This is a genomic window from Streptomyces sp. NPDC088157, assembly GCF_044741545.1.
In the GTDB taxonomy this organism is placed as follows: Bacteria; Actinomycetota; Actinomycetes; order Streptomycetales; family Streptomycetaceae; genus Streptomyces.
The window spans coordinates 15,439-32,891 of sequence record NZ_JBIUSU010000004.1 but is presented as its reverse complement, the minus strand read 5'-3'; the positions used below and the strand labels follow the sequence as shown (position 1 = coordinate 32,891).

Annotated in this window: 16 protein-coding genes; 7 read left to right on the top strand and 9 right to left on the bottom strand. The window is 72.2% G+C overall.

The features are described from left to right. Positions 1-8: 8 nt before the first annotated feature. Both ACIPFH_RS15995 and ACIPFH_RS15990 read right to left on the bottom strand, forming a co-directional pair. On the bottom strand, positions 9-1,499 hold the full coding sequence (locus ACIPFH_RS15995) for an aldehyde dehydrogenase family protein (RefSeq protein WP_401826973.1): 1,491 nt from the start codon (positions 1,497-1,499) through the stop codon (positions 9-11). Between the two features lie 106 nt (positions 1,500-1,605). Next, the gene (locus tag ACIPFH_RS15990; protein WP_401826971.1) at positions 1,606-2,748 is read right to left on the bottom strand and encodes an acyl-CoA dehydrogenase family protein; all 1,143 of its coding nucleotides are present in this window, start codon (positions 2,746-2,748) and stop codon (positions 1,606-1,608) included. An 85-nt stretch (positions 2,749-2,833) separates the two neighbouring features. On the opposite strand from ACIPFH_RS15990, the gene ACIPFH_RS15985 reads away from it, so the two are divergent. From ACIPFH_RS15985 to ACIPFH_RS15955, 7 genes are all read left to right on the top strand, one after another. Beyond that, complete coding sequence (locus ACIPFH_RS15985) at positions 2,834-3,589, top strand: SDR family NAD(P)-dependent oxidoreductase (RefSeq protein ID WP_401826969.1); 756 nt, start codon at positions 2,834-2,836, stop codon at positions 3,587-3,589. Between the two features lies 1 nt (position 3,590). After that, positions 3,591-4,370 carry an enoyl-CoA hydratase/isomerase family protein gene (locus tag ACIPFH_RS15980; protein ID WP_401826967.1) on the top strand — a complete coding sequence of 260 codons (780 nt, stop codon included), beginning with the start codon at positions 3,591-3,593 and terminating at the stop codon, positions 4,368-4,370. A 32-nt stretch (positions 4,371-4,402) separates the two neighbouring features. Next, on the top strand, positions 4,403-5,569 hold the full coding sequence (locus ACIPFH_RS15975) for a CaiB/BaiF CoA transferase family protein (RefSeq protein WP_401826964.1): 1,167 nt from the start codon (positions 4,403-4,405) through the stop codon (positions 5,567-5,569). Between the two features lie 17 nt (positions 5,570-5,586). Further along, the gene (locus ACIPFH_RS15970; RefSeq protein ID WP_401826962.1) at positions 5,587-6,498 is read left to right on the top strand and encodes an SDR family NAD(P)-dependent oxidoreductase; all 912 of its coding nucleotides are present in this window, start codon (positions 5,587-5,589) and stop codon (positions 6,496-6,498) included. Further along, complete coding sequence (locus ACIPFH_RS15965; protein ID WP_401826960.1) at positions 6,495-7,052, top strand: DoxX family protein; 558 nt, start codon at positions 6,495-6,497, stop codon at positions 7,050-7,052. Before ACIPFH_RS15970 ends, ACIPFH_RS15965 begins: the two co-directional genes overlap by 4 nt. Positions 7,053-7,074: 22 nt before the next feature. Beyond that, positions 7,075-8,232 carry an acyl-CoA dehydrogenase family protein gene (locus tag ACIPFH_RS15960; protein WP_356247865.1) on the top strand — a complete coding sequence of 386 codons (1,158 nt, stop codon included), beginning with the start codon at positions 7,075-7,077 and terminating at the stop codon, positions 8,230-8,232. A 104-nt stretch (positions 8,233-8,336) separates the two neighbouring features. Continuing rightward, the gene (locus tag ACIPFH_RS15955) at positions 8,337-10,427 is read left to right on the top strand and encodes a protein kinase (RefSeq protein WP_401826958.1); all 2,091 of its coding nucleotides are present in this window, start codon (positions 8,337-8,339) and stop codon (positions 10,425-10,427) included. 78 nt (positions 10,428-10,505) lie between these two features. On the opposite strand, the gene ACIPFH_RS15950 is transcribed toward ACIPFH_RS15955, so the two are convergent. From ACIPFH_RS15950 to ACIPFH_RS15920, 7 genes are read right to left on the bottom strand one after another with little or no spacing between them, the layout of a single operon-like run. Beyond that, positions 10,506-11,621, bottom strand: a complete 1,116-nt coding sequence (locus tag ACIPFH_RS15950; protein ID WP_401826956.1) for an acyl-CoA dehydrogenase family protein — start codon at positions 11,619-11,621, stop codon at positions 10,506-10,508. Then, the gene (locus tag ACIPFH_RS15945; protein WP_359123269.1) at positions 11,618-12,853 is read right to left on the bottom strand and encodes an acyl-CoA dehydrogenase family protein; all 1,236 of its coding nucleotides are present in this window, start codon (positions 12,851-12,853) and stop codon (positions 11,618-11,620) included. Before ACIPFH_RS15945 ends, ACIPFH_RS15950 begins: the two co-directional genes overlap by 4 nt. Positions 12,854-12,883: 30 nt before the next feature. Next, on the bottom strand, positions 12,884-14,032 hold the full coding sequence (locus ACIPFH_RS15940; RefSeq protein WP_401826953.1) for a thiolase family protein: 1,149 nt from the start codon (positions 14,030-14,032) through the stop codon (positions 12,884-12,886). After that, the gene (locus tag ACIPFH_RS15935; protein ID WP_401826951.1) at positions 14,029-14,472 is read right to left on the bottom strand and encodes a Zn-ribbon domain-containing OB-fold protein; all 444 of its coding nucleotides are present in this window, start codon (positions 14,470-14,472) and stop codon (positions 14,029-14,031) included. Before ACIPFH_RS15935 ends, ACIPFH_RS15940 begins: the two co-directional genes overlap by 4 nt. Position 14,473: 1 nt before the next feature. Continuing rightward, positions 14,474-15,385, bottom strand: coding sequence for an SDR family oxidoreductase (locus ACIPFH_RS15930; protein ID WP_401826948.1), 912 nt, complete (start codon positions 15,383-15,385; stop codon positions 14,474-14,476). Positions 15,386-15,399: 14 nt separating this feature from the next. Beyond that, positions 15,400-16,119, bottom strand: a complete 720-nt coding sequence (locus ACIPFH_RS15925; RefSeq protein WP_401826945.1) for a hypothetical protein — start codon at positions 16,117-16,119, stop codon at positions 15,400-15,402. Continuing rightward, positions 16,119-17,441 (bottom strand): phenylacetate--CoA ligase family protein, encoded by a 1,323-nt coding sequence (locus ACIPFH_RS15920; RefSeq protein WP_401826944.1) that lies wholly within the window; start codon positions 17,439-17,441, stop codon positions 16,119-16,121. The genes ACIPFH_RS15925 and ACIPFH_RS15920 overlap by 1 nt, the downstream gene beginning before the upstream one ends. Between the last annotated feature and the right edge of the window lie 12 nt (positions 17,442-17,453).

Below are 17,453 nucleotides of genomic sequence, written 5' to 3'. Positions count from 1 at the left end.
AATGGTCGTCAGACACGGCCGACGCCTACGCCCTTGACGTTGATGAACTCGTCCAGCCCCGCCCTGCCGCCTTCCCGGCCGAACCCGCTGATGCCGACGCCGCCGAACGGTGTGGCCGGAGAGGTGATCGGGTTCGGGCCGGGGTTGACGTAGACCGTCCCGGCCCGCAGCCGCGGCACCAGGCGGTTGACGCGTGCGATGTCGCGGCTCTGGATGTAGGCGGACAGGCCGTACTCGGTGTCGTTGGCGAGGACCACGGCCTCGTCCTCCGTGTCGAAGGGGGTGATGGCCAGGACGGGCCCGAAGATCTCCTGCCGGGCGAGGTCGCTGCGGTTGTCGACGTCCGCAAACACGGTCGGGGCGACGAAGTAGCCGTCGGCGTCGATGCGGTCCCCGCCGGTGACCAGCCGTCCCGCGCCGCCCTCGACCGCCTTGTCGATCACGCCCTGCACACGGTCGCGGGCGGCCGCGTCGACGAGCGGGCCGATGTACGTCGTCGGGTCGAGCGGGTCGCCGACGGGCAGGTGGGCGACCACCCCGGCGACGCGCGCGATCACCTCGTCGTAGACCGGGCGCTCCACCAGCAGCCGGGTGGGCAGCGCGCAGCCCTGGCCGGTGTTGCTCATGGCGAAGGCCGCGCAGTACGGGACGACGGTGTCCAGGTCGGAGTCGGCGAAGAGCAGGTTGGCGGACTTGCCGCCCAGCTCGAAGACGACGGGTTTGAGGCTCCGTGCCGCGTCGGCCATGATGCGGCGCGCGGTGGCGGGACCGCCGGTGAAGGAGATCTTGTCCACGCCGGGGTGGGTCACCAGGGCGGCGCCGGCGTCGCCCAGTCCGGTGACGACGTTGACGACGCCCTCGGGGATGCCCGCCTCGTGGGCCAGGTCCGCGAACAGCAGGGCGGAGAACGGTGTGGCCTCGGCCGGCTTGATGACCACGGTGTTCCCGGCGGCGAGCGAGGGCGGGACCTTCATCGCCAGCGACAGCGCGGGCGAGTTCCAGGTGATGATGTGGCCGATGACGCCGTACGGCTCGGCGATGGTGTACTCGAGGTTCTCGTGCGGGCTGTAGGCCGCGCCGACCAGTCCCTCGATCTTGTCGGCCCAGCCCGCGTAGTACTCGGTCCACTCGGCGACGTGCGGTCCGACGTTGTCCGCCCACCCTCCGATGCAGACGCCGTTCTCCAACGGGCAGATGGCGGCGAAGTCGGGGATGTGGTCGCGGAGCAGACCGGCGAAGCGGGTGAGCAGACGGCGGCGCTCGGCGGGCCGCATGGTGCCCCACACCTCGAAGGCCTGGCGGGCCGCGGCGACGGCCCGGTCCACCTCGGCGGGGCCCGCGAGCGGGATGCGCGCCTGGACCAGGCCGGTCGCCGGGTTGCGGTGTTCGTGGACTCCGCCGCTGGCATCGGTGACGTCCTTGCCGCCGATGACCAGCCGCGGCCGCGGCAGATCCCGCTCGGCCCTGTCCTGGTGGAGCTTCACATCGACCGTGACCACGGATGCCTCCCTGAACCTGGCGGCGCCGTCCGCGCATCCAGGTTAAATAGCTAACCTATTTATCGAAGCTAGTCAATGAGTGGGACACCGGCCCCCGCCGCCGGACTCACAGGCCCAGCGACCGGCCGACGATCTCCTGCATGATCTCCGAGGTCCCGCCGAACACCCGCTGCACCCTGCTGTCCCGCCAGATCCGGGCGATCTCGTACTCGTTGACGTAGCCGTAGCCGCCGAAGAGCTGCATACAGCGGTCGATGACCTCCCAGCCGGTCTCGGAGGTCCAGTACTTCGCGGCGGCGGCCTCCTCGGCCGTCAGGTCGCCCTGGAACAGGGCCATGATGCAGCCGTCCAGGTAGACCCGGGCGGCGCCCAGCTTCGCCTTGACGTCGGCGAGCGCGAACCTGTTCGCCTGGAACTGCCCGATCGGCTGACCGAACGCCGTACGCGTCCTGGCGTACTCCAGGGCCAGCGCGAAGGCGCGCTCGGCCGCCGCCAGCGAGGTGACGGCGATGGCGAGCCGCTCCGTCGGCAGGTTGCCCATCATGTGGTAGAAGCCGCGCCCCTCCTGTCCGATGAGGTTGCCGGCGGGCACGCGCACCTCGTGGAAGAAGAGTTCGGCGGTGTCCTGGGCCTTCATCCCGACCTTGTCGAGCTTGCGTCCGCGCTCGAAGCCCTCGGCGCCCCGCTCGACGACGATCAGGCTGATGCCCTTGTGACCGGCGTCCGGGTCGGTCTTGCAGGCGACGATCACCAGGTCGGCCAGGATGCCGTTGGTGATGAAGGTCTTGGAGCCGTCGATCACCCACTCGTCGCCGTCCCGGCGGGCGGTGGTGCGGATGGCCTTGAGGTCGGATCCGGCGGACGGCTCCGACAGCGCGAGCGCGCAGACCGTCTCGCCGCTGATCACCCCGGGCAGCCAACGGGCCTTCTGCTCCGGGGTGGTCAGGCGCGCCAGATAGGGCGGGATGACGTCGTTCTGGAGGCCCAGCCCGATGCCGACCGAGCTGGTGGCCGCCATCTCCTCGGCCATGATGGCGTTGTAGCGGAAGTCCCAGATCCCCTGGCCGCCGTACTCCTGCGGGAACTGCCAGCCGATGAGTCCGGCCTTGCCCGCCGCCGCCCACGCGGCCCGGCTCACCTGCCCGTCGCGCTCCCACTGCTCGGTGTGCGGGGCACATTCTCGCAGGTAGAAGGTGCGGGCGGTCTCCCGGAACAGGTCGTGCTCCTCGGTGAAGATCGTACGGCGCATACTCGGCTCCGCTCATGCATCTCGCTTATTTAGCTGAAGTAGTTATACGATAGCGCTGTATCGAGGTCCGGGCGAGGGAGGGCGCGTGAGCGTACGGGACAAGGTGGCGCTCGTCACCGGAGCGGGGCGGGGCATCGGCGAGGCCATCGCCGAGCGGCTCGCCGCCCAGGGAGCCGCCGTCGCCGTCTGCGACCTGGACCCGGAGGCCGCAGGCGAGGTCGCGGCCCGGCTCGCGGAGCGCTACGCGGCACGGACGACGGCGGTGGGCGCGGACATCTCCGACAGCGCGGCCGTACGAGCGGCCGTGGAGCGGGTCGCGGCCACGCTCGGGCCGGTGGACGTGCTGGTCAACAACGCCGCCGTCGATGTCGTCGGCCGCTTCGTCGACAGCGCGGAGGAGACCTGGGACCGGATCATCGCCGTCAATCTGCGCGGCACGATCACGGTGACCCGGGCCGTCCTGGACCCGATGATCGAACGCGGCGGCGGCCGGATCGTGCACATCGCCTCGGACGCCGGCCGCGTCGGTTCCTCCGGCGAGGCCGTGTACTCCGCGACGAAGGGCGGCGTCATCGCCTTCGGCAAGGCGCTCGCCCGGGAGGTCGCCCGGCACGGCATCACCGTGAACAGCGTCTGTCCCGGGCCGACCGACACCGCGCTGCTCGGTCAGGTCGCCGAGTACAGCCAGAAGATGTACGACGCGACCGTGCGGGCGATCCCGCTGCGCCGCGTCGCCCGGCCCACCGAGATCGCCGACATGGTGGCCTTCCTCGTCTCCGACAGCGCCGCCTACGTGACCGGGCAGACGCTCTCGGTCAGCGGCGGCCTCACGATGGTCTGAGGTGGGCACCGTGCTGCGCGTCGAACTACGCGACCGGATCGCCGTACTGACCCTGGACCGGCCCGAGCGGCTCAACGCCGTCGGCTCCGGGACGGTGGAGCGGCTCACCCGGGCACTGAACGACCTCCGTGACAACGACGACGTCCGTGCCCTGGTGCTGACCGGGGCCGGCCGGGCCTTCTCGGCCGGCGCCGACCTCGGTGAGATCGAGTCCTTCACCGCGCCCGGCCAGTTCCGTGCCTTCGTGGGGCGGCTGACCGAGGCGTTCGCGCTCCTGGAGGACTTCCCCAAGCCCTCGGTCGCGGCCGTCCACGGGTTCGCCTACGGCGGCGGTCTGGAACTGGCCCTCGCCTGCGACCTGCGGGTGGCCGAGCGGGGCGCCCTGCTGGGCCTGCCGGAGATGAAACTCGGGGTGCTGCCGGGCGCGGGGGGCACCCAGCGACTGCCGCGTCTCCTGCCGCCGGCGGTCGCCAAACAGATGATCCTCACCGGCGAGCCGATCGACGCGGCACGGGGTCACGCGCTGGGGCTGGTCAACGAACTGGCCGAACCCGGCGGCGGGCTCCGAGCCGCGGAGGCGCTGGCGGCCCGCCTGGCAGCCGGCGCCCCGCTGGCGCTCGCCGCGGGCAAGCGCCTGATCGACTACGGCCTCGGCATGGACCTGGAGGCGGCGATCGCGTACGAGCGCGAGACCGTCTCGGTGCTGTTCTGCACCGAGGACCGCACCGAGGGGCTGAAGGCGTTCCGTGAGCGCCGACCGGGCGAGTTCCGCGGCGAGTAGCGAACCGTCCCCGACAGATGTGGAGGTGGGCCGTGCGGCCACTTGAGGGCATTGCCGTCGTCGAGCTGGGCATGTGGGTGGCGGCACCGGCCGCGGCCACCATGCTCGCCGACTGGGGCGCTGACGTGGTCAAGGTGGAGGCGCCGACCGGCGACCCCAACCGTTACACCCTGCGCCACGTCGGCCAGGACATCGACAGCGCGCCCCCGTTCGAGACCGACAACCGCGGCAAGCGCGGGATCGTCCTCGACCTGCGCTCCGCGGACGGCAAGGACGTACTGGAACGGCTGCTGGAGCGTGCCGACGTGTTCGTCACCAACCTGCGCCCCGGCGCCCTGGAGCGGCTCGGGCTCGCACCGGACGAACTCCGCGCCCGCCATCCCCGCCTGGTCGTCGGCACGCTGACGGGGTACGGCTGGGCCGGGGACGAGCGGGACCGGGCGGGATACGACGTCTCCGCGTTCTGGGCCCGGCCCGGCATCGCCGCCATGCTCAACCCGGCCGGGGAGCCGCCGCCGGGCATCCGGCCCGGTCTCGGCGACCGTACGGCCGCGTCCAACCTGGTGGCGGGCGTGCTGGCCGCGCTGTTGCGCCGGGAGCGCACCGGCGAGGGCGGGGTGGTGGACGTGTCCCTGCTCCGGTCCGGCACCTACGCCAACGGGAACGACCTGGCCCTGCAGAACTTCTTCGGCCGACGCGGCCGTACCCGGCACCGCACCGAGCACGAGTCCCCGCTCTACAACTCCTACCGGGCCGCCGACGACCGCTGGTTCTGGCTGGTCGGCCTGGAGGGCAACCGCCACTGGCCCGGTGTCGCCGAGGCGCTCGGGCGCACGGACCTGGCGACCGACGAACGGTTCGCGACCGGCAAGGCGCGGCGGGGCCACGTACGCGAGCTGATCGCCGTGTTCGACGAGGAGTTCGCGAAGCGGCCGCTCGCCGAGTGGGCGGCGCGGTTCGACGCCGTGGGTGTGTGGTGGGCGCCCGTGCAGACGCTGGCCGAGGTGGCGGCCGATCCGCAGGCGGCGGCCGTCGGGGCGTTCGTCGAACAGCCCGGCATGGGCGACGCGCCGCCGCTGCGGACGGTGGCGACGCCCGTCAGCTTCTGGGGCGTCGAGGACAAGCCGCGCGGCGGCGCTCCGACCCTCGGCGAGCACACCGAAGAAGTGCTCGACGAACTCAACCGACCCGACAGATGAAGCTCAGGAGGTACGGCGTGGGCATCCTCGACGACAAGGTCGCCATCGTGACCGGCGGTGGCAGGGGGCTGGGCCGGGCGCACTGTCTGGCGCTCGCCGAGGCCGGCGCGACCGTGGTGGTGAACGATCTCGGTTCGGGAGTGCACGGCGAACGGACCGGTGACTCGCCGGCCGACGAGGTCGTGGCCGAGATCACCGGGCGCGGTGGCCGGGCGGTCGCCGATCATGCCTCGGTCACGGACTGGTCCGGCACCGAGGCGCTGGTCGCGGCCACGGTCGCGGAGTTCGGGCGGCTCGACATCGTGGTGAACAACGCCGGGATCGTGCGCGACCGCATGCTGTTCTCGATGAGCGAGGCCGAGTTCGACGCCGTGATCGCCGTCCACCTCAAGGGCACGTTCGCCCTGACCCGGCACGCCTGCGCGTACTGGCGCGAGGCGTCGAAGCGGGGTGAACGGGTGGCCGGCCGCGTGATCAACACGACGTCCGGGACCGGGCTGTTCGGCAACCAGGGACAGTCCAACTACGGTGCCGCGAAAGCGGGGGTGGCCGGGCTCACCGTCCTCACCGCCCTCGAGATGCGCCGCTACGGTGTCACCGCGAACGCCATCTCACCGATCGCCGCCACGCGGATGACGGACGGGCTGTCCGTCGGCGCGGCCCTCCGGGCAGACGGCGGCTTCGACCCGCGCGACCCCGCCAACGCCTCCGGTGTCGTGGTCTATCTGGCCTCCGACAGCTCGGCGTGGCTGACCGGCCAGGTCCTGCGGATCGAGGGCAACCGGCTGAACCGGCTGGAGGGCTGGACCGTCGCCGGTGTCCACCCCGGCCGGTCCGGCGAGGCCCTCGGCTACGACGAACTCGTCGACGCGGTACCGCGGTTGTACGGGGTCGCCCCCGCCGGCCGGGCCACGGGAGTCGGCCAGTGAAGAGGGGGCCCGACGTCGCCGCTCTGGTGCTGCGCGCGACGCTCGGTCCGATGCTCTTCGCGCACGGCTGGAACAAGGTCAACGGTCCGGGCGGACTCGAGGGCACGACGGGCTGGTTCGAGTCGCTCGGGCTGCGGCCGGCCGGGGCGCACGCCCGGATGGCGGCCGGGACCGAGATGGCGGCGGGCGTGGGCATCGCCCTGGGCGCGGCCAACCCGCTCCCCGCGGCGGCAGCCGTCGGCCTGATGACCGTGGCGGCCCGCACCGACCACCGGGGCAAGGGCTTCTTCGTCTTCAAGGGCGGCTGGGAGTACGTCGGTGTGGTGGGCGGGGCCGCCCTCGCCCTGGCCGCGCTCGGCAACGGCAGGTACTCGCTCGACGGGCTGCTGCGCCGCCGACGCGCGGGCGTGGGAGCCGCGTTGGCGGCGGCCGGACTCGGCACTGCGGGCGCGGCGACGCTGCTGGCCGTCTGCTATCGGCCGCCGCGGGAGCCGGACGAGGCGCAGACGGACCCGAGGACGGATCACCAGGACCAGCAAGGCCACCAAGGGTAATCAGAGCAACAAGGGAGTCGACATGGACGCGGCTGACTTCAGCGCGGTGCTGTCCGGGGTCCGGCGCTTCGTCCGGGACCGTGTCGTACCGCTCGAGGCGGAGATCGACGAGAAGGACGAGATGCCCGCGGAGATCCGCGAGGCCGCCAGGAAGATGGGACTGTTCGGCTTCGCGCTGCCCGAGGAGTACGGCGGGCTGGGGCTGTCGATGTACGAGGAAGCCCGGTTGATGTTCGAACTCGGCTATACGACCCCGTCGTTGCGCTCGATGTTCGGCACGAACAACGGCATCGCCGGGCACGTCCTGATGGTCGGCGGCACGGAGGAGCAGAAGGCGGACTGGCTGCCGAGGATCGCCTCGGGTGAGGTGCTGGCCTCGTTCGCGCTCACCGAGCCGGACGCGGGCTCGGATCCCTCGACTCTCACCACGAAGGCGTACCCGGACGGCGACCAGTGGGTGATCAACGGCGCCAAGCGCTACATCACCAACGCGCCGCTCGCCGATGTCTTCATGGTCTTCGCCCGCACCGATCCCGACGCCCCGCGCACGCGCGGCATCTCCACCTTCCTGGTCCCGGCGGGCACCCCGGGGCTCACCGTGGCCCCCAAGGACCACAAGATGGGCCAGTTCGGCGCCTGGACCGCCGACGTGTACTTCGACGACGTGCGCGTGCCGGCCTCCGCTCTCGTGGGCGGCGAGGAGGGCCTCAACCGCGGCTTCGGCACGGCGATGGGCTGTATCGCGCACGGCAGGGTGCACATCTCGTCCCTGTGCGTGGGCATGGCCGAGCGGCTGGTCGACGAGTCCGTCGAGTACGCCCGCACCCGCCGCCAGTCCGGCAGGCTCATCGGCTCCTTCCAGCTCGTCCAGGGCCTGATCGCCGACTCGATGACGGACTACTACGCCGGACGCGCCACGGTGCTGGAAGCCGCCCGCGCCTTCGACGCCGGTACGGACACCAAGATCGGCCCCTCCTGCACGAAGTACTTCGCCAGCGAGATGGTCTGGCGGGTCGCGGACCGCGCGGTGCAGATCCACGGCGGAGCGGGCTATATGCGCGGCGTCGCCGTCGAGCGCTTCTACCGCGACGCCCGGCTGTTCCGCATCTACGAGGGCACCAGTCAGATCCAACAGGTGATCATCGCGAAGGCGTTGCTGGGCGAGGCGGCACGCCATTGAATCGAACACCAACTCGCCTTTTCCGCAAAGACGTTGCGATAGTCTCACGCTGACCGACACCAGTCGCACACATCGCACATGTCACGCGAGAGACCGGAATTCCCATGTCTGACCCCCATCACAGTCGGTCCCACGCGCTCGCGTACACGGCAGCCGGCATGGAACCGCCGCTCCCGTCGCCACTGCGCAAGAGCGACCCCGTACGGGTCGGTCCGTACGTCCTCCTCTCGGTGCTCGGCAGTGGCGGGATGGGCCGCGTCTATCTGGGCCGGAACTCCGAGGGCGGCCCGGGGCCGGCCGCCGTCAAGGTGATCCGCCCCGAGTACGCGGAGGACCCGCGGTTCCGCAAGCGCTTCGCGCGGGAGGTCGGCGCGCTGGGCAGCGTCGAGGGGGCGCACATCGTGCGGCTGCTGGGCAGCGGCAGCGACGAGGATCTGCTGTGGGTGGCCACCGAGTACATACCGGGGCCCACGCTCGAGGACGCCGTCGAGAAGCGCGGGCCACTGGGCGCCGAGGCGGCCTGGCGGCTGATGGCCGATCTGGGCCGGGCGATCGAGGCCATGTGGCGGGCGGGGATCGTGCATCGCGACCTCAAGCCGTCCAATGTGATTCTGGCTGCCGACGGCGCCCGGGTCATCGACTTCGGCATCGTCCAGGCGTCCGACGGCACCTCCATCACCACCACCGGCCAGAACGTGGGCACCATCGCCTTCATGTCGCCGGAACAGGTACGGGGCAAGGAGGTGACCGCCGCGTCCGATGTGTTCACGGTGGCCTCCACCCTGACGTACGCGGTCACGGGCGAGGCCCCGTTCGGCGAGGGGACCGGCGTCGACGTGCTGCACCGGGTCGCCTTCGACCCACCGCACGAGGACGTCCTCGACAAGGTGGCGGCCGTCGACGCCGAACTGGCCGCGTTCGTACGCCAGTGTCTGGACAAGGATCCCGAGCTGAGACCGGCACCGGACGTGGTGTTCCGGACAGCCATCGGACACCAGCTGTCCGCGCCCGCCGAGGGCCCTCGGCGGTCCCCTTCGTCGGCCGCCGCCACCGCGTTCCCCGCCTTCGCCCCACGGCCCGCCCCCGCCGCTCGTCCCGCCTCCGCCGCTCGTGCCGCCTCCGCCCCGCAGCCCGGCTCCGCCCCGCCCGGTGTCCCCGCCCCTGACGGTCCGCCGTCGGACCGGCGCCGTGAACCGCCCGCCGCTCCGCCCGGCGCCGTCACCGCCACGGCCGCTCCGCCCGGCCGTCACCGCAGGAACATCGTGCTGGCGGCGGCCGTGGCCGCGCTGGTCACCGGAGGCCTCACCGTGGCGCTGCCGGGCCGGGACGGCGCCCCGGCGACGGCCGAACCGGAACCGACGTCCACGCCCGCCGCCGTGAGCGGGCCCCCGGCCCCGGCGCCCGGCGTCTCGTCCGACACGGCGTCCCCCGCACCCACGGCGAAGGCGTCCGAGGCCGCGACCGTCGCGCCGTCCGGGACGACGGCCGCCGACGACGCCGGGAAGCTGGACCTCAGGGCCGCTCAATGCCTCGCGGAGATCGTCTCGGGGACCGACGGGAAGTGCGTCGCCGCGCTCCAGCACCTCCTCGCGGGCTACGGCCTGGACGTCACGGTCGACGGCCGCTTCGGGGCGCAGACCCTCGCCGCGGTCAAGGTCTTCCAGACCGAGGCCGGCCTCACCGCCGACGGCAGGGTCGGCAGCGAGACCAAGGCACTGCTGTACAGCCGACCCGGCGGTGCCGTCCGCACCGGCACGGTCACGGTGACCGAGTCCGTCGACGCCGTCGACGTGGCCAGGTGTCTCGACGCCGACAGCGGTACCGCGAGTCTCGCGAACCAGACGGTCCAGGTCTGGGAGTGCACGGGCGCGTCCCATCAGAAGTGGGCGCTGTACCCCGTGCCGGGCCGGGCCTCCCAGTACGTCGTCGTCAATCAGGGCAATCGCCGTTGCCTGGACGCGGATGCCGCGGGGGTCGGCCGCAACGGTCACGGGATCCGCGGCACCCGGTGCGACGGGCAGGCCGCGCAACGGTGGCGTCTGGGCACCTCCGCCGTGTCCGGCGCCAGGACCCTGGTCAGCGTCACGGACGGCTTCTGCATGGACGCGGATGCCGTCGGTTCGGGTCAGGACGGTCAGCGGGTCCAGGCGTGGAGTTGCGCGGGCAGCACCAACCAGGCCTGGACCTGGCGCTGACGGTAGGGGCGGGCGGGGAAGCGGCGCCTACGGCACGGGGCGGCCGGCCGCGCCCCGGTCGTGCGCCCCGCCCGGCTCTCAGATGCCCAGCCGGTCCAGCAGACGCTCGTGGTACACCGCAGGGCCGCCGAAGAGCAGTTGGGAGGACTTGGCCCGCCGGAAGTAGAGGTGGGCCGGGTGCTCCCAGGTGAAGCCGATGCCGCCGTGGACCTGGATGTTCTCGGTGGCGGCGTACAGGTAGGCGCGTGAGCCGCACGCGTGCGCCACGGCCGCGGCGACCGGGAAATCCGGGTCGTCCTCGGCGGCCAGCCGCGCCGCCTCGCGGGAGGACGCCTCCGCCAGCTCCACCTGGACGAGCATGTCCGCGCACTTGTGCTTGACCGCCTGGAAGGAACCGATCGGCCGCCCGAACTGGTGACGGGCGCGGGCGTACTCGGTGCTCGCCTCCAGGCAGCGGCGCGCCCCGCCCGCCTGCTCGGCGGCCAGTCCCACCGAGGCGATGTCCAGGACCTTGGCCATGACACGGCCGCCGGCCCCGTCCGCGCCGACGGGTGTCGCGGGCACGGCGTCGAACGTCAGCCGGGCCATGGCCCGGGTGGCGTCCAGCGTCTCCATGGGCTCGGCCGTGAGCCCCGTCGCCTCCCGGTCCACGGCGAACAGCGAGGGGCCGGCGACGGTCCGGGCGACGACGAGGATCAGGTCGGCCGTCGTACCGTCGACGACGAAGGACTTGCGGCCGCGCACCGTCCACCCGCCGTTCCCGTCGGGCAGGGCCCGCGCGGAGACCAGGGCAGGGTCCCAGGAGCCGTCGTCCTCCGCCACGGCGAGGGCGGCCGTGGTCCGTCCGGCCGCGATGCCGGGCAGATGGCGCGCGCAGGCGCGCGCGTCGCCGGCGGCGAGCAGCGTCTGAGCGGCGAGAACCACGGTGGCGAAGAACGGGGAGCAGAACAGCGCGCGGCCCATCTCCTCCATGACGACGCCGAGTTCGACCATGCCGAAGCCGTCGCCGCCGTACTCCTCGGGCAGGGCCAGTCCGGGCAGGCGCAGTTGGCCGGCCGCCTGGGCCCAGACCGCCGGGTCGAAGCGCGGCTCGCTCTCCATCAGCTTGCGCACGGCCTCCTCCGAGGACTTGACCTCCAGGAACTCCCGCACGGAAGCGCGCAGTTCACTCAGCTCGGACTCTTCGGCGGTCACGGCCGCACCTCCTTGGCAGCGGTGGTCACGGGTTCCCTGGGCAGGCCGAGGACGCGTTCCGCGAGGATGTTCTTCATGATCTCCTCGGTGCCGCCCAGGATGCGCAGCGCCGGAGTGGCCAGCAGCAGTTCGGTCCAGGCGTACGTGCCCCACTGACCGGTGTCGGCGATGATCCGCGGGCCGAGGACCTCGGACACGAAGTGCGCGGCGCGGGTGAGGTTCGCTCCGTGGAGCAGCTTCGAGACGGACATCTCGGGGCCCGGCGCGACCCCGGCGCGAAGCCCGCGCAGGGCCCGCGCGTTGAGGTGCCGGGTGGCGAGCACGTCCACGAGGAGTTCGGCCAGGCGGGCCCGCAGGGCGCGGTCGTCCCAGGTCCAGGTGGCGCGCATGAGGGCCGAGAGGTGGTCGGGGGACAGGGCGGCGGCCACCGGACCCGCGCCCTCGCTGCCCACCGTGGCCCGCTCGTTCATCAGGGTGGTCAGGGCGACCGCCCAGCCGCCGTCGACCTCGCCGAGGCGGTGGTCGTCGGGGATGCGGACGTCGGTGAGGAAGACCTCGTTGAAGTCCGCGCCGCCGGTCATCTGCCGCAGCGGCCGGACCTCGACGCCGGGGGTGTCCATGGGGACCAGGAACGCGGTGATCCCGCGGTGCTTGGGCGCGTCCGGGTTCGTTCGGGTCAGCGCGAGACCGATCCGGCTGTGCTGGGCGACCGAGGTCCACACCTTCTGCCCGTTGAGGACCCAGTCTCCCCCGCTCTCCCGGACCGCGCGGGTGGCCACGCCGGCGAGGTCGGATCCCGCGCCGGGTTCGCTGAACAGCTGGCAGGCGATGGCGTCCCCGCGGTACATCGCGGGCAGCCAGCGGTCCTTGAGGTGCGGCTGGGCGTGGGCGAGGATCGTCGGGCCGATCATGCCCAGGCCGACCACGCCGATCACGCCCGTGTCGGCGACCTCGTACTCGGACTCGATGGCGTCGTAGAGCAGGTCGTGGACGAAGGTCAGGCCCCGGCCGCCGTGCTCCACCGGCCCGGTGATCCAGCCGAAGCCGTTCTCGTAGCGGATCCGCTGCCACTCCCGCGCCCGCCGCACCTGCTCGTGCTCCTGCTCGGGCGGCAGACTGCTGAAGTACGCCGTCGAGTCGTCGCCCACGCCCCAGGGGACGGAGGCGCGGTCGGGGGCCTTCGTCGCGTGCGCGTCGAGGAAGCGGCGTACCTCGGCGGCGAATTCCTGCATGTCCTGTTGCATAACCGGTTCCCTGGGCTCTCAGGTCGACAGGATCGTCACCGCCGACACGCCGGGCGCGCCGTACAGGTGGGTGTAGCCGACGCGGGGCGTGCCGGAGATCTGCCGGGTGCCCGCCGTGCCACGCAACTGGAGGACGATCTCGTGGATCTGGCGCAGTCCGGACGCCCCGATCGGTTCTCCGTTGCCGAGCAGCCCGCCGTCGGTGTTGACCGGAAGCCGGCCGCCGATGCCGGTGACACCCTCGGCGATGAGACGCTCCTGCTCGCCGTCCTTGCAGAGGCCGTTCTCGGCCATGTGGATGATCTCCGACCCGGCGTCGGTGTCCTGGAGCTGGGCGACGTCGACGTCCTCCGGGCCGATGCCCGCCTGTTCGTACGCCGCCCGCGAGGCGTCCACGGTCGGGCTCTGGACGGGCTCTCCGACGGGGAAGGCCGGGCTCTGCACCTCGAACGCCCCGAGCCTGCGGCTGCGCAGGGCGGTGGCCCGGACGCGCACCGGGGTGGACGTGTACTTGTGGGCCTGGTCGGCCCGGCACAGCACGACGGCCGCGGCACCCTCGTTCGGGCCGCAGTACATGAACTGGCGAAGCGGGTGGTTGAGGACCGGGGAGGCGAGGATCTCCTCGACCGACAGGGGTGTGCGGCGCCACGCCTTGTCGTTGCCGGCCGCGTTGTGAAAGTTCTTGGAGGCCACGCGCGCGAGCGTCTCGTGGGAGATGCCGTGGTCGTGCATATAGCGGTTGATCTTCATGCCGAAGAAGTGCGTGGTGAGGAACATCCCCGTCTGCCCGTACCAGGAGGGGATGCCCGCCACGGACGGGTCGGCGGCGAACGCGCCGCGCGGGTGCTTGTCCAGGCCGATCGCGATGGTCAGGTCGTGCTCGCCGGACTCGATCGCCCGGGCGGCCAGCGCCACCGCCGTACCGGCCGTGGCGCAGCCGTTGAAGACCCCGCGCAGCCCGATGCCGGTCAGGCCGAGCCGGCCGACGATGGCGTCCGGGTTGGCGACCTCGTAGCTGCCGATGTAACCACCCTGTATCTGCGGCCAGTTAACCCCCGCGTCGGCGAGCGCCAGCCGTACCGCGTCCGCGCCCATGTCCAGCGCGGGCTTTCCGGGGAACCGGCCGAAGGGGTGCAGCCCGGTTCCGATGATGACGGCTTCCGTCATGACGTCTCCTCCTGCACGGGGGCGAAAGCGAAGGTGACCACCTCGGTGCCGTCGTCGCGCACGGTGTAGGGCACGAACGTCAGACGCATGTCCTGCCCGATCCTGAGCCGCTCGGGGTGGGGTTCGGTGAGACGTGCCTCGACCAGCAGCTCGCCGGGGAGTTCGACATATCCGACGGCGTACGGCTCGAAGGCCTCGGGGCCGTCGTACGGCGGGGACGGCGGGCGGAAGCCCTGGGTGGTGTACGTCCAGAGCGTGCCGCGGTCCGCCAGGAGCCGCTCCTCGGACGTGGTGCTCGCGCACCGGACGCAGTCCGTGGCGGCCGGAAAGCTCAGCAGGCCGCATCGCGCGCATTCGGAGCCGATGAGCCGCAGGGGCGCGGACTCGGTCGGCGGCCAGGTGAACAGGCCTTCGGCCACGGGCTTTTGAGTGGTCGTCATGTCACGCCCCGTTCCGGTTGCCGAGGGCGTCGGCGTTCGGAGCCGCCTTGGCCACCAGGTTCGGGACGACCGAGGACAGCTCCTGCGGCGTCCACCGGGAGTCGGTGCTCGCACCGGGGCCGTTGACCCAGCCCTCCAGCACGGTGATCCGGTTGCCGACGACACCGAACACCCGGCCGGTGACCTCGCGTGAGGCCGCCGAGCCCAGCCACACCACGAGCGGCGAGATGGCCTCGGGGGTGAGGTCCTGTGCCTCGGCGGCACGCCGCATCATCTCGATGTCCTCGGTGAGCCGGGTGAGCGCGGTGGGCGCGATGGCGTTCACCGTCACGCCGTAACGGGCGAGCTCGGCCGCGGCGATGATCGTGAGTCCGGCGACGCCGGCCTTGGCCGAGCCGTAGTTGGACTGGCCGGGGTTGCCGAAGATGCCGGACGGCGAGGTGGTGTTGATCACCCGGGCGTCGTTGGGCCGGCCGGACTTGGCGCGCTCGCGCCAGTAGGCGGCGGCGTGGTGCACGGTGGCGAAGCTGCCCTTGAGATGAACGGCGAGGACGCTGTCGAAGTCCTGCTCGGTCATCGACACGATCATCCGGTCACGCAGGATGCCCGCGTTGTTGACCAGCACGTCCAGGCCGCCGTACGTGTCGACCGCCTGTTGGACGAGCCGGCCTGCGCCGCCCCAGGTGGAGATGTCGTCCTGGTTGGCCACCGCCTCGCCGCCGGCCGCGACGATCTCGTCGACCACGCTCTGCGCGGGCCCGGCCGAGGCGCCGGCCCCGTCACGCGCGCCGCCCAGGTCGTTGACCACGACCCTCGCGCCGTGCGCGGCGAACGCCAGGGCGTGTGCCCGGCCGATCCCGTTGCCGGCTCCGGTGACGACCACGATCCGGCCGTCGACCACTGCTTCGGACATCCTCAACTCCTTGATCACGAAAGCCGGTCGGCCCCGGCGAGCAGGACTCGCGGGTCCTCGCTGCCGCAGGCGCATCGGGCGGTGACGACACGGCCCGCGAGGCCGAGCGGTGTCTCGGTGAGCAGCGAGGCGCGCCCCTCCCCCGCGGCGACGAACAGCCGGCCGTCCCGCTCGCCGACCCGCCATTCGGCGGCGTTGACGTGCGCACCACATTTCTCGGGGCACTCCAGCGCGAGGGCCGGACCCACCGCCGAGATCTGGGCGGCCGACGTGCCCACCGCACGCAGCAGCGGTACGGCCGCGGGCCGGGCCAGCACCACCGGCGTCGACCGGAACATCTCGCCCAGGTCGGCCGCGCCGGCGAGCCCCTCCAGGGTCTCCGCGGAGAGGCCGATCACGGCGTGCGGGTTCAGTTCGCGGTGGAACACCGCCGTGCGGCGGTGGTCCCAGCCCATCGCCTCGGCGATGCCGTACGTCACCTTGAGCGCGCGCATGGCGCCGATCACCGCGTGCCCCCAGAAGCCCTCGAAGCCGGAGGCGGTCAGCAGCGCCCGCTGTCCGCCGTCCAGGCCGTGCTCCCGGAGCCGGGCGGTGACCCAGTCGGTGTCCCGGGCGAGTTCCGCCCAGGTCAGTTCCATGTCCCGGATTCCGTCGGCGGTGGGGAAGCGCACCAGGTAGGCGAGTTCGGGCCGGTCGAGTTTCCTGGCGCGGGCCAGGGTGTCGGCGCGGGCCATCAGTTCTTCACCACCCGGGGGAACTTGGCGACGCTGGTCATGGTCTTCAAGAGGTCCTCCTCGGTGCGCAGGTCGAGCACCGGCTCGACTCCGGTCCGCTCGCGCACGGCCGCGCCCAGCCGTCCGGACAGGGCGTCGACGTCGGCGGTGAGCACGGGGTCATAACCCACGCGCAGCCGCAGTTCGTCGACCTCGCGTCCGTCCCGGACGATCTGGAAGACGCCCGCGACGGTCTCCGGTTGGTCCTCGACCGCCTGCCAGATGTCCCGCAGCACCACGGAGCGCCCCTGGACCAGCGTCTCGTCGCCGCGCCGTCCGGCCACCCACATCCGGGCGTGGGTGCGGCCGCAGCCGCATCGGTCCCGGGACAGGCGGACCAGGTCCTCGCTGCGGTAGCGGATCAGCGGTGCGGCCCGGTTGTCCAGGTCGGTGGCGACCAGCTCGCCGAGATCGCTCTCCGCGGCGTCGCGCCAGCCGTGCTCGCCGATCTCCAGGCACTCGGCGAAGACGGTGTCCTCCCAGAGGTGGAAGCCGTCGTGCTCGCGGCACTCCCAGGCGGTGCCGGTGTCGGCCGCGCTGGTGTACTCGTAGACGTCGATGCCCCAGTCGTCGCGGATCCGCTCGCGCATCTTCCGGCTGAGCGGCTGACCGGCGCAGGAGGCGCCCTTGAGGGAGGAGAACGCTTCCCTCAGGTCCGTCTTCTCGGCCAGGTGCTCCAGCTCCACCATCTGCGGGTACATCATCTGGAGGTAGGCCGGCCGGTAGGTGCGCAGTGCCTCGACGACCTCGTGCATCTTCCCGAGCCAGGTGTCCACCTCGATGACCACCGCGCCCAGGGCCTGATATCCGGGGTCCATGAGGTTGCGGAAGGTGCCGGGCGGGCTCAGCACCCGGTCGCCCGGCCTGAGGCCGAGTTCCCACAGGTCGCGCACCTGCGCGGTCACCAGGGGCGGCGCGTCCTGCCAGATCTCGGCGAAGAACTCCGGGTCGCCGGTGGTCCCCGAGCTGGAGGAGACCGAGGTCAGCTCCTCGACCGGGACGCAGAGCAGACCGCCGAAGGGGTCTTTGGTGCGGGTCCGGTAGGCGCGCACCATGTCCTTGGTGATGAACGGCACCCGGGCGCGGAAGTCGTCCAGGTTCCGGATGTCGCGCGGGTGCGCCCCGTGCTCGTCCCAGAGCTCACGGTAGAAGGGCGAGTTCCGGTAGGCGTAGTCGACGAGCTCCAGGACCTGTTCCTCCTGCCGCGCCCGCAGCTGTTCCCGGGGCATGGTCTCCACCTGGGGCTCGAAGTACCTGTCCTCGGTGTCCCTGTCTTCGACCATGGCGCCTCCTCG

Excerpts from the sequence above, each read along its gene's own strand:
- ACIPFH_RS15925 (WP_401826945.1), bottom strand. The coding sequence starts at position 16,119 with ATGGCCCGCGCCGACACCCTGGCCCGCGCCAGGAAACTCGACCGGCCC.
- ACIPFH_RS15960 (WP_356247865.1), top strand. The coding sequence starts at position 7,075 with ATGGACGCGGCTGACTTCAGCGCGGTGCTGTCCGGGGTCCGGCGCTTC.
- ACIPFH_RS15955 (WP_401826958.1), top strand. The coding sequence starts at position 8,337 with ATGTCTGACCCCCATCACAGTCGGTCCCACGCGCTCGCGTACACGGCA.
- ACIPFH_RS15920 (WP_401826944.1), bottom strand. The coding sequence starts at position 17,441 with ATGGTCGAAGACAGGGACACCGAGGACAGGTACTTCGAGCCCCAGGTG.
- ACIPFH_RS15935 (WP_401826951.1), bottom strand. The coding sequence starts at position 14,472 with ATGACGACCACTCAAAAGCCCGTGGCCGAAGGCCTGTTCACCTGGCCG.
- ACIPFH_RS15945 (WP_359123269.1), bottom strand. The coding sequence starts at position 12,853 with ATGCAGGAATTCGCCGCCGAGGTACGCCGCTTCCTCGACGCGCACGCG.
- ACIPFH_RS15990 (WP_401826971.1), bottom strand. The coding sequence starts at position 2,748 with ATGCGCCGTACGATCTTCACCGAGGAGCACGACCTGTTCCGGGAGACC.
- ACIPFH_RS15930 (WP_401826948.1), bottom strand. The coding sequence starts at position 15,385 with ATGTCCGAAGCAGTGGTCGACGGCCGGATCGTGGTCGTCACCGGAGCC.
- ACIPFH_RS15940 (WP_401826953.1), bottom strand. The coding sequence starts at position 14,032 with ATGACGGAAGCCGTCATCATCGGAACCGGGCTGCACCCCTTCGGCCGG.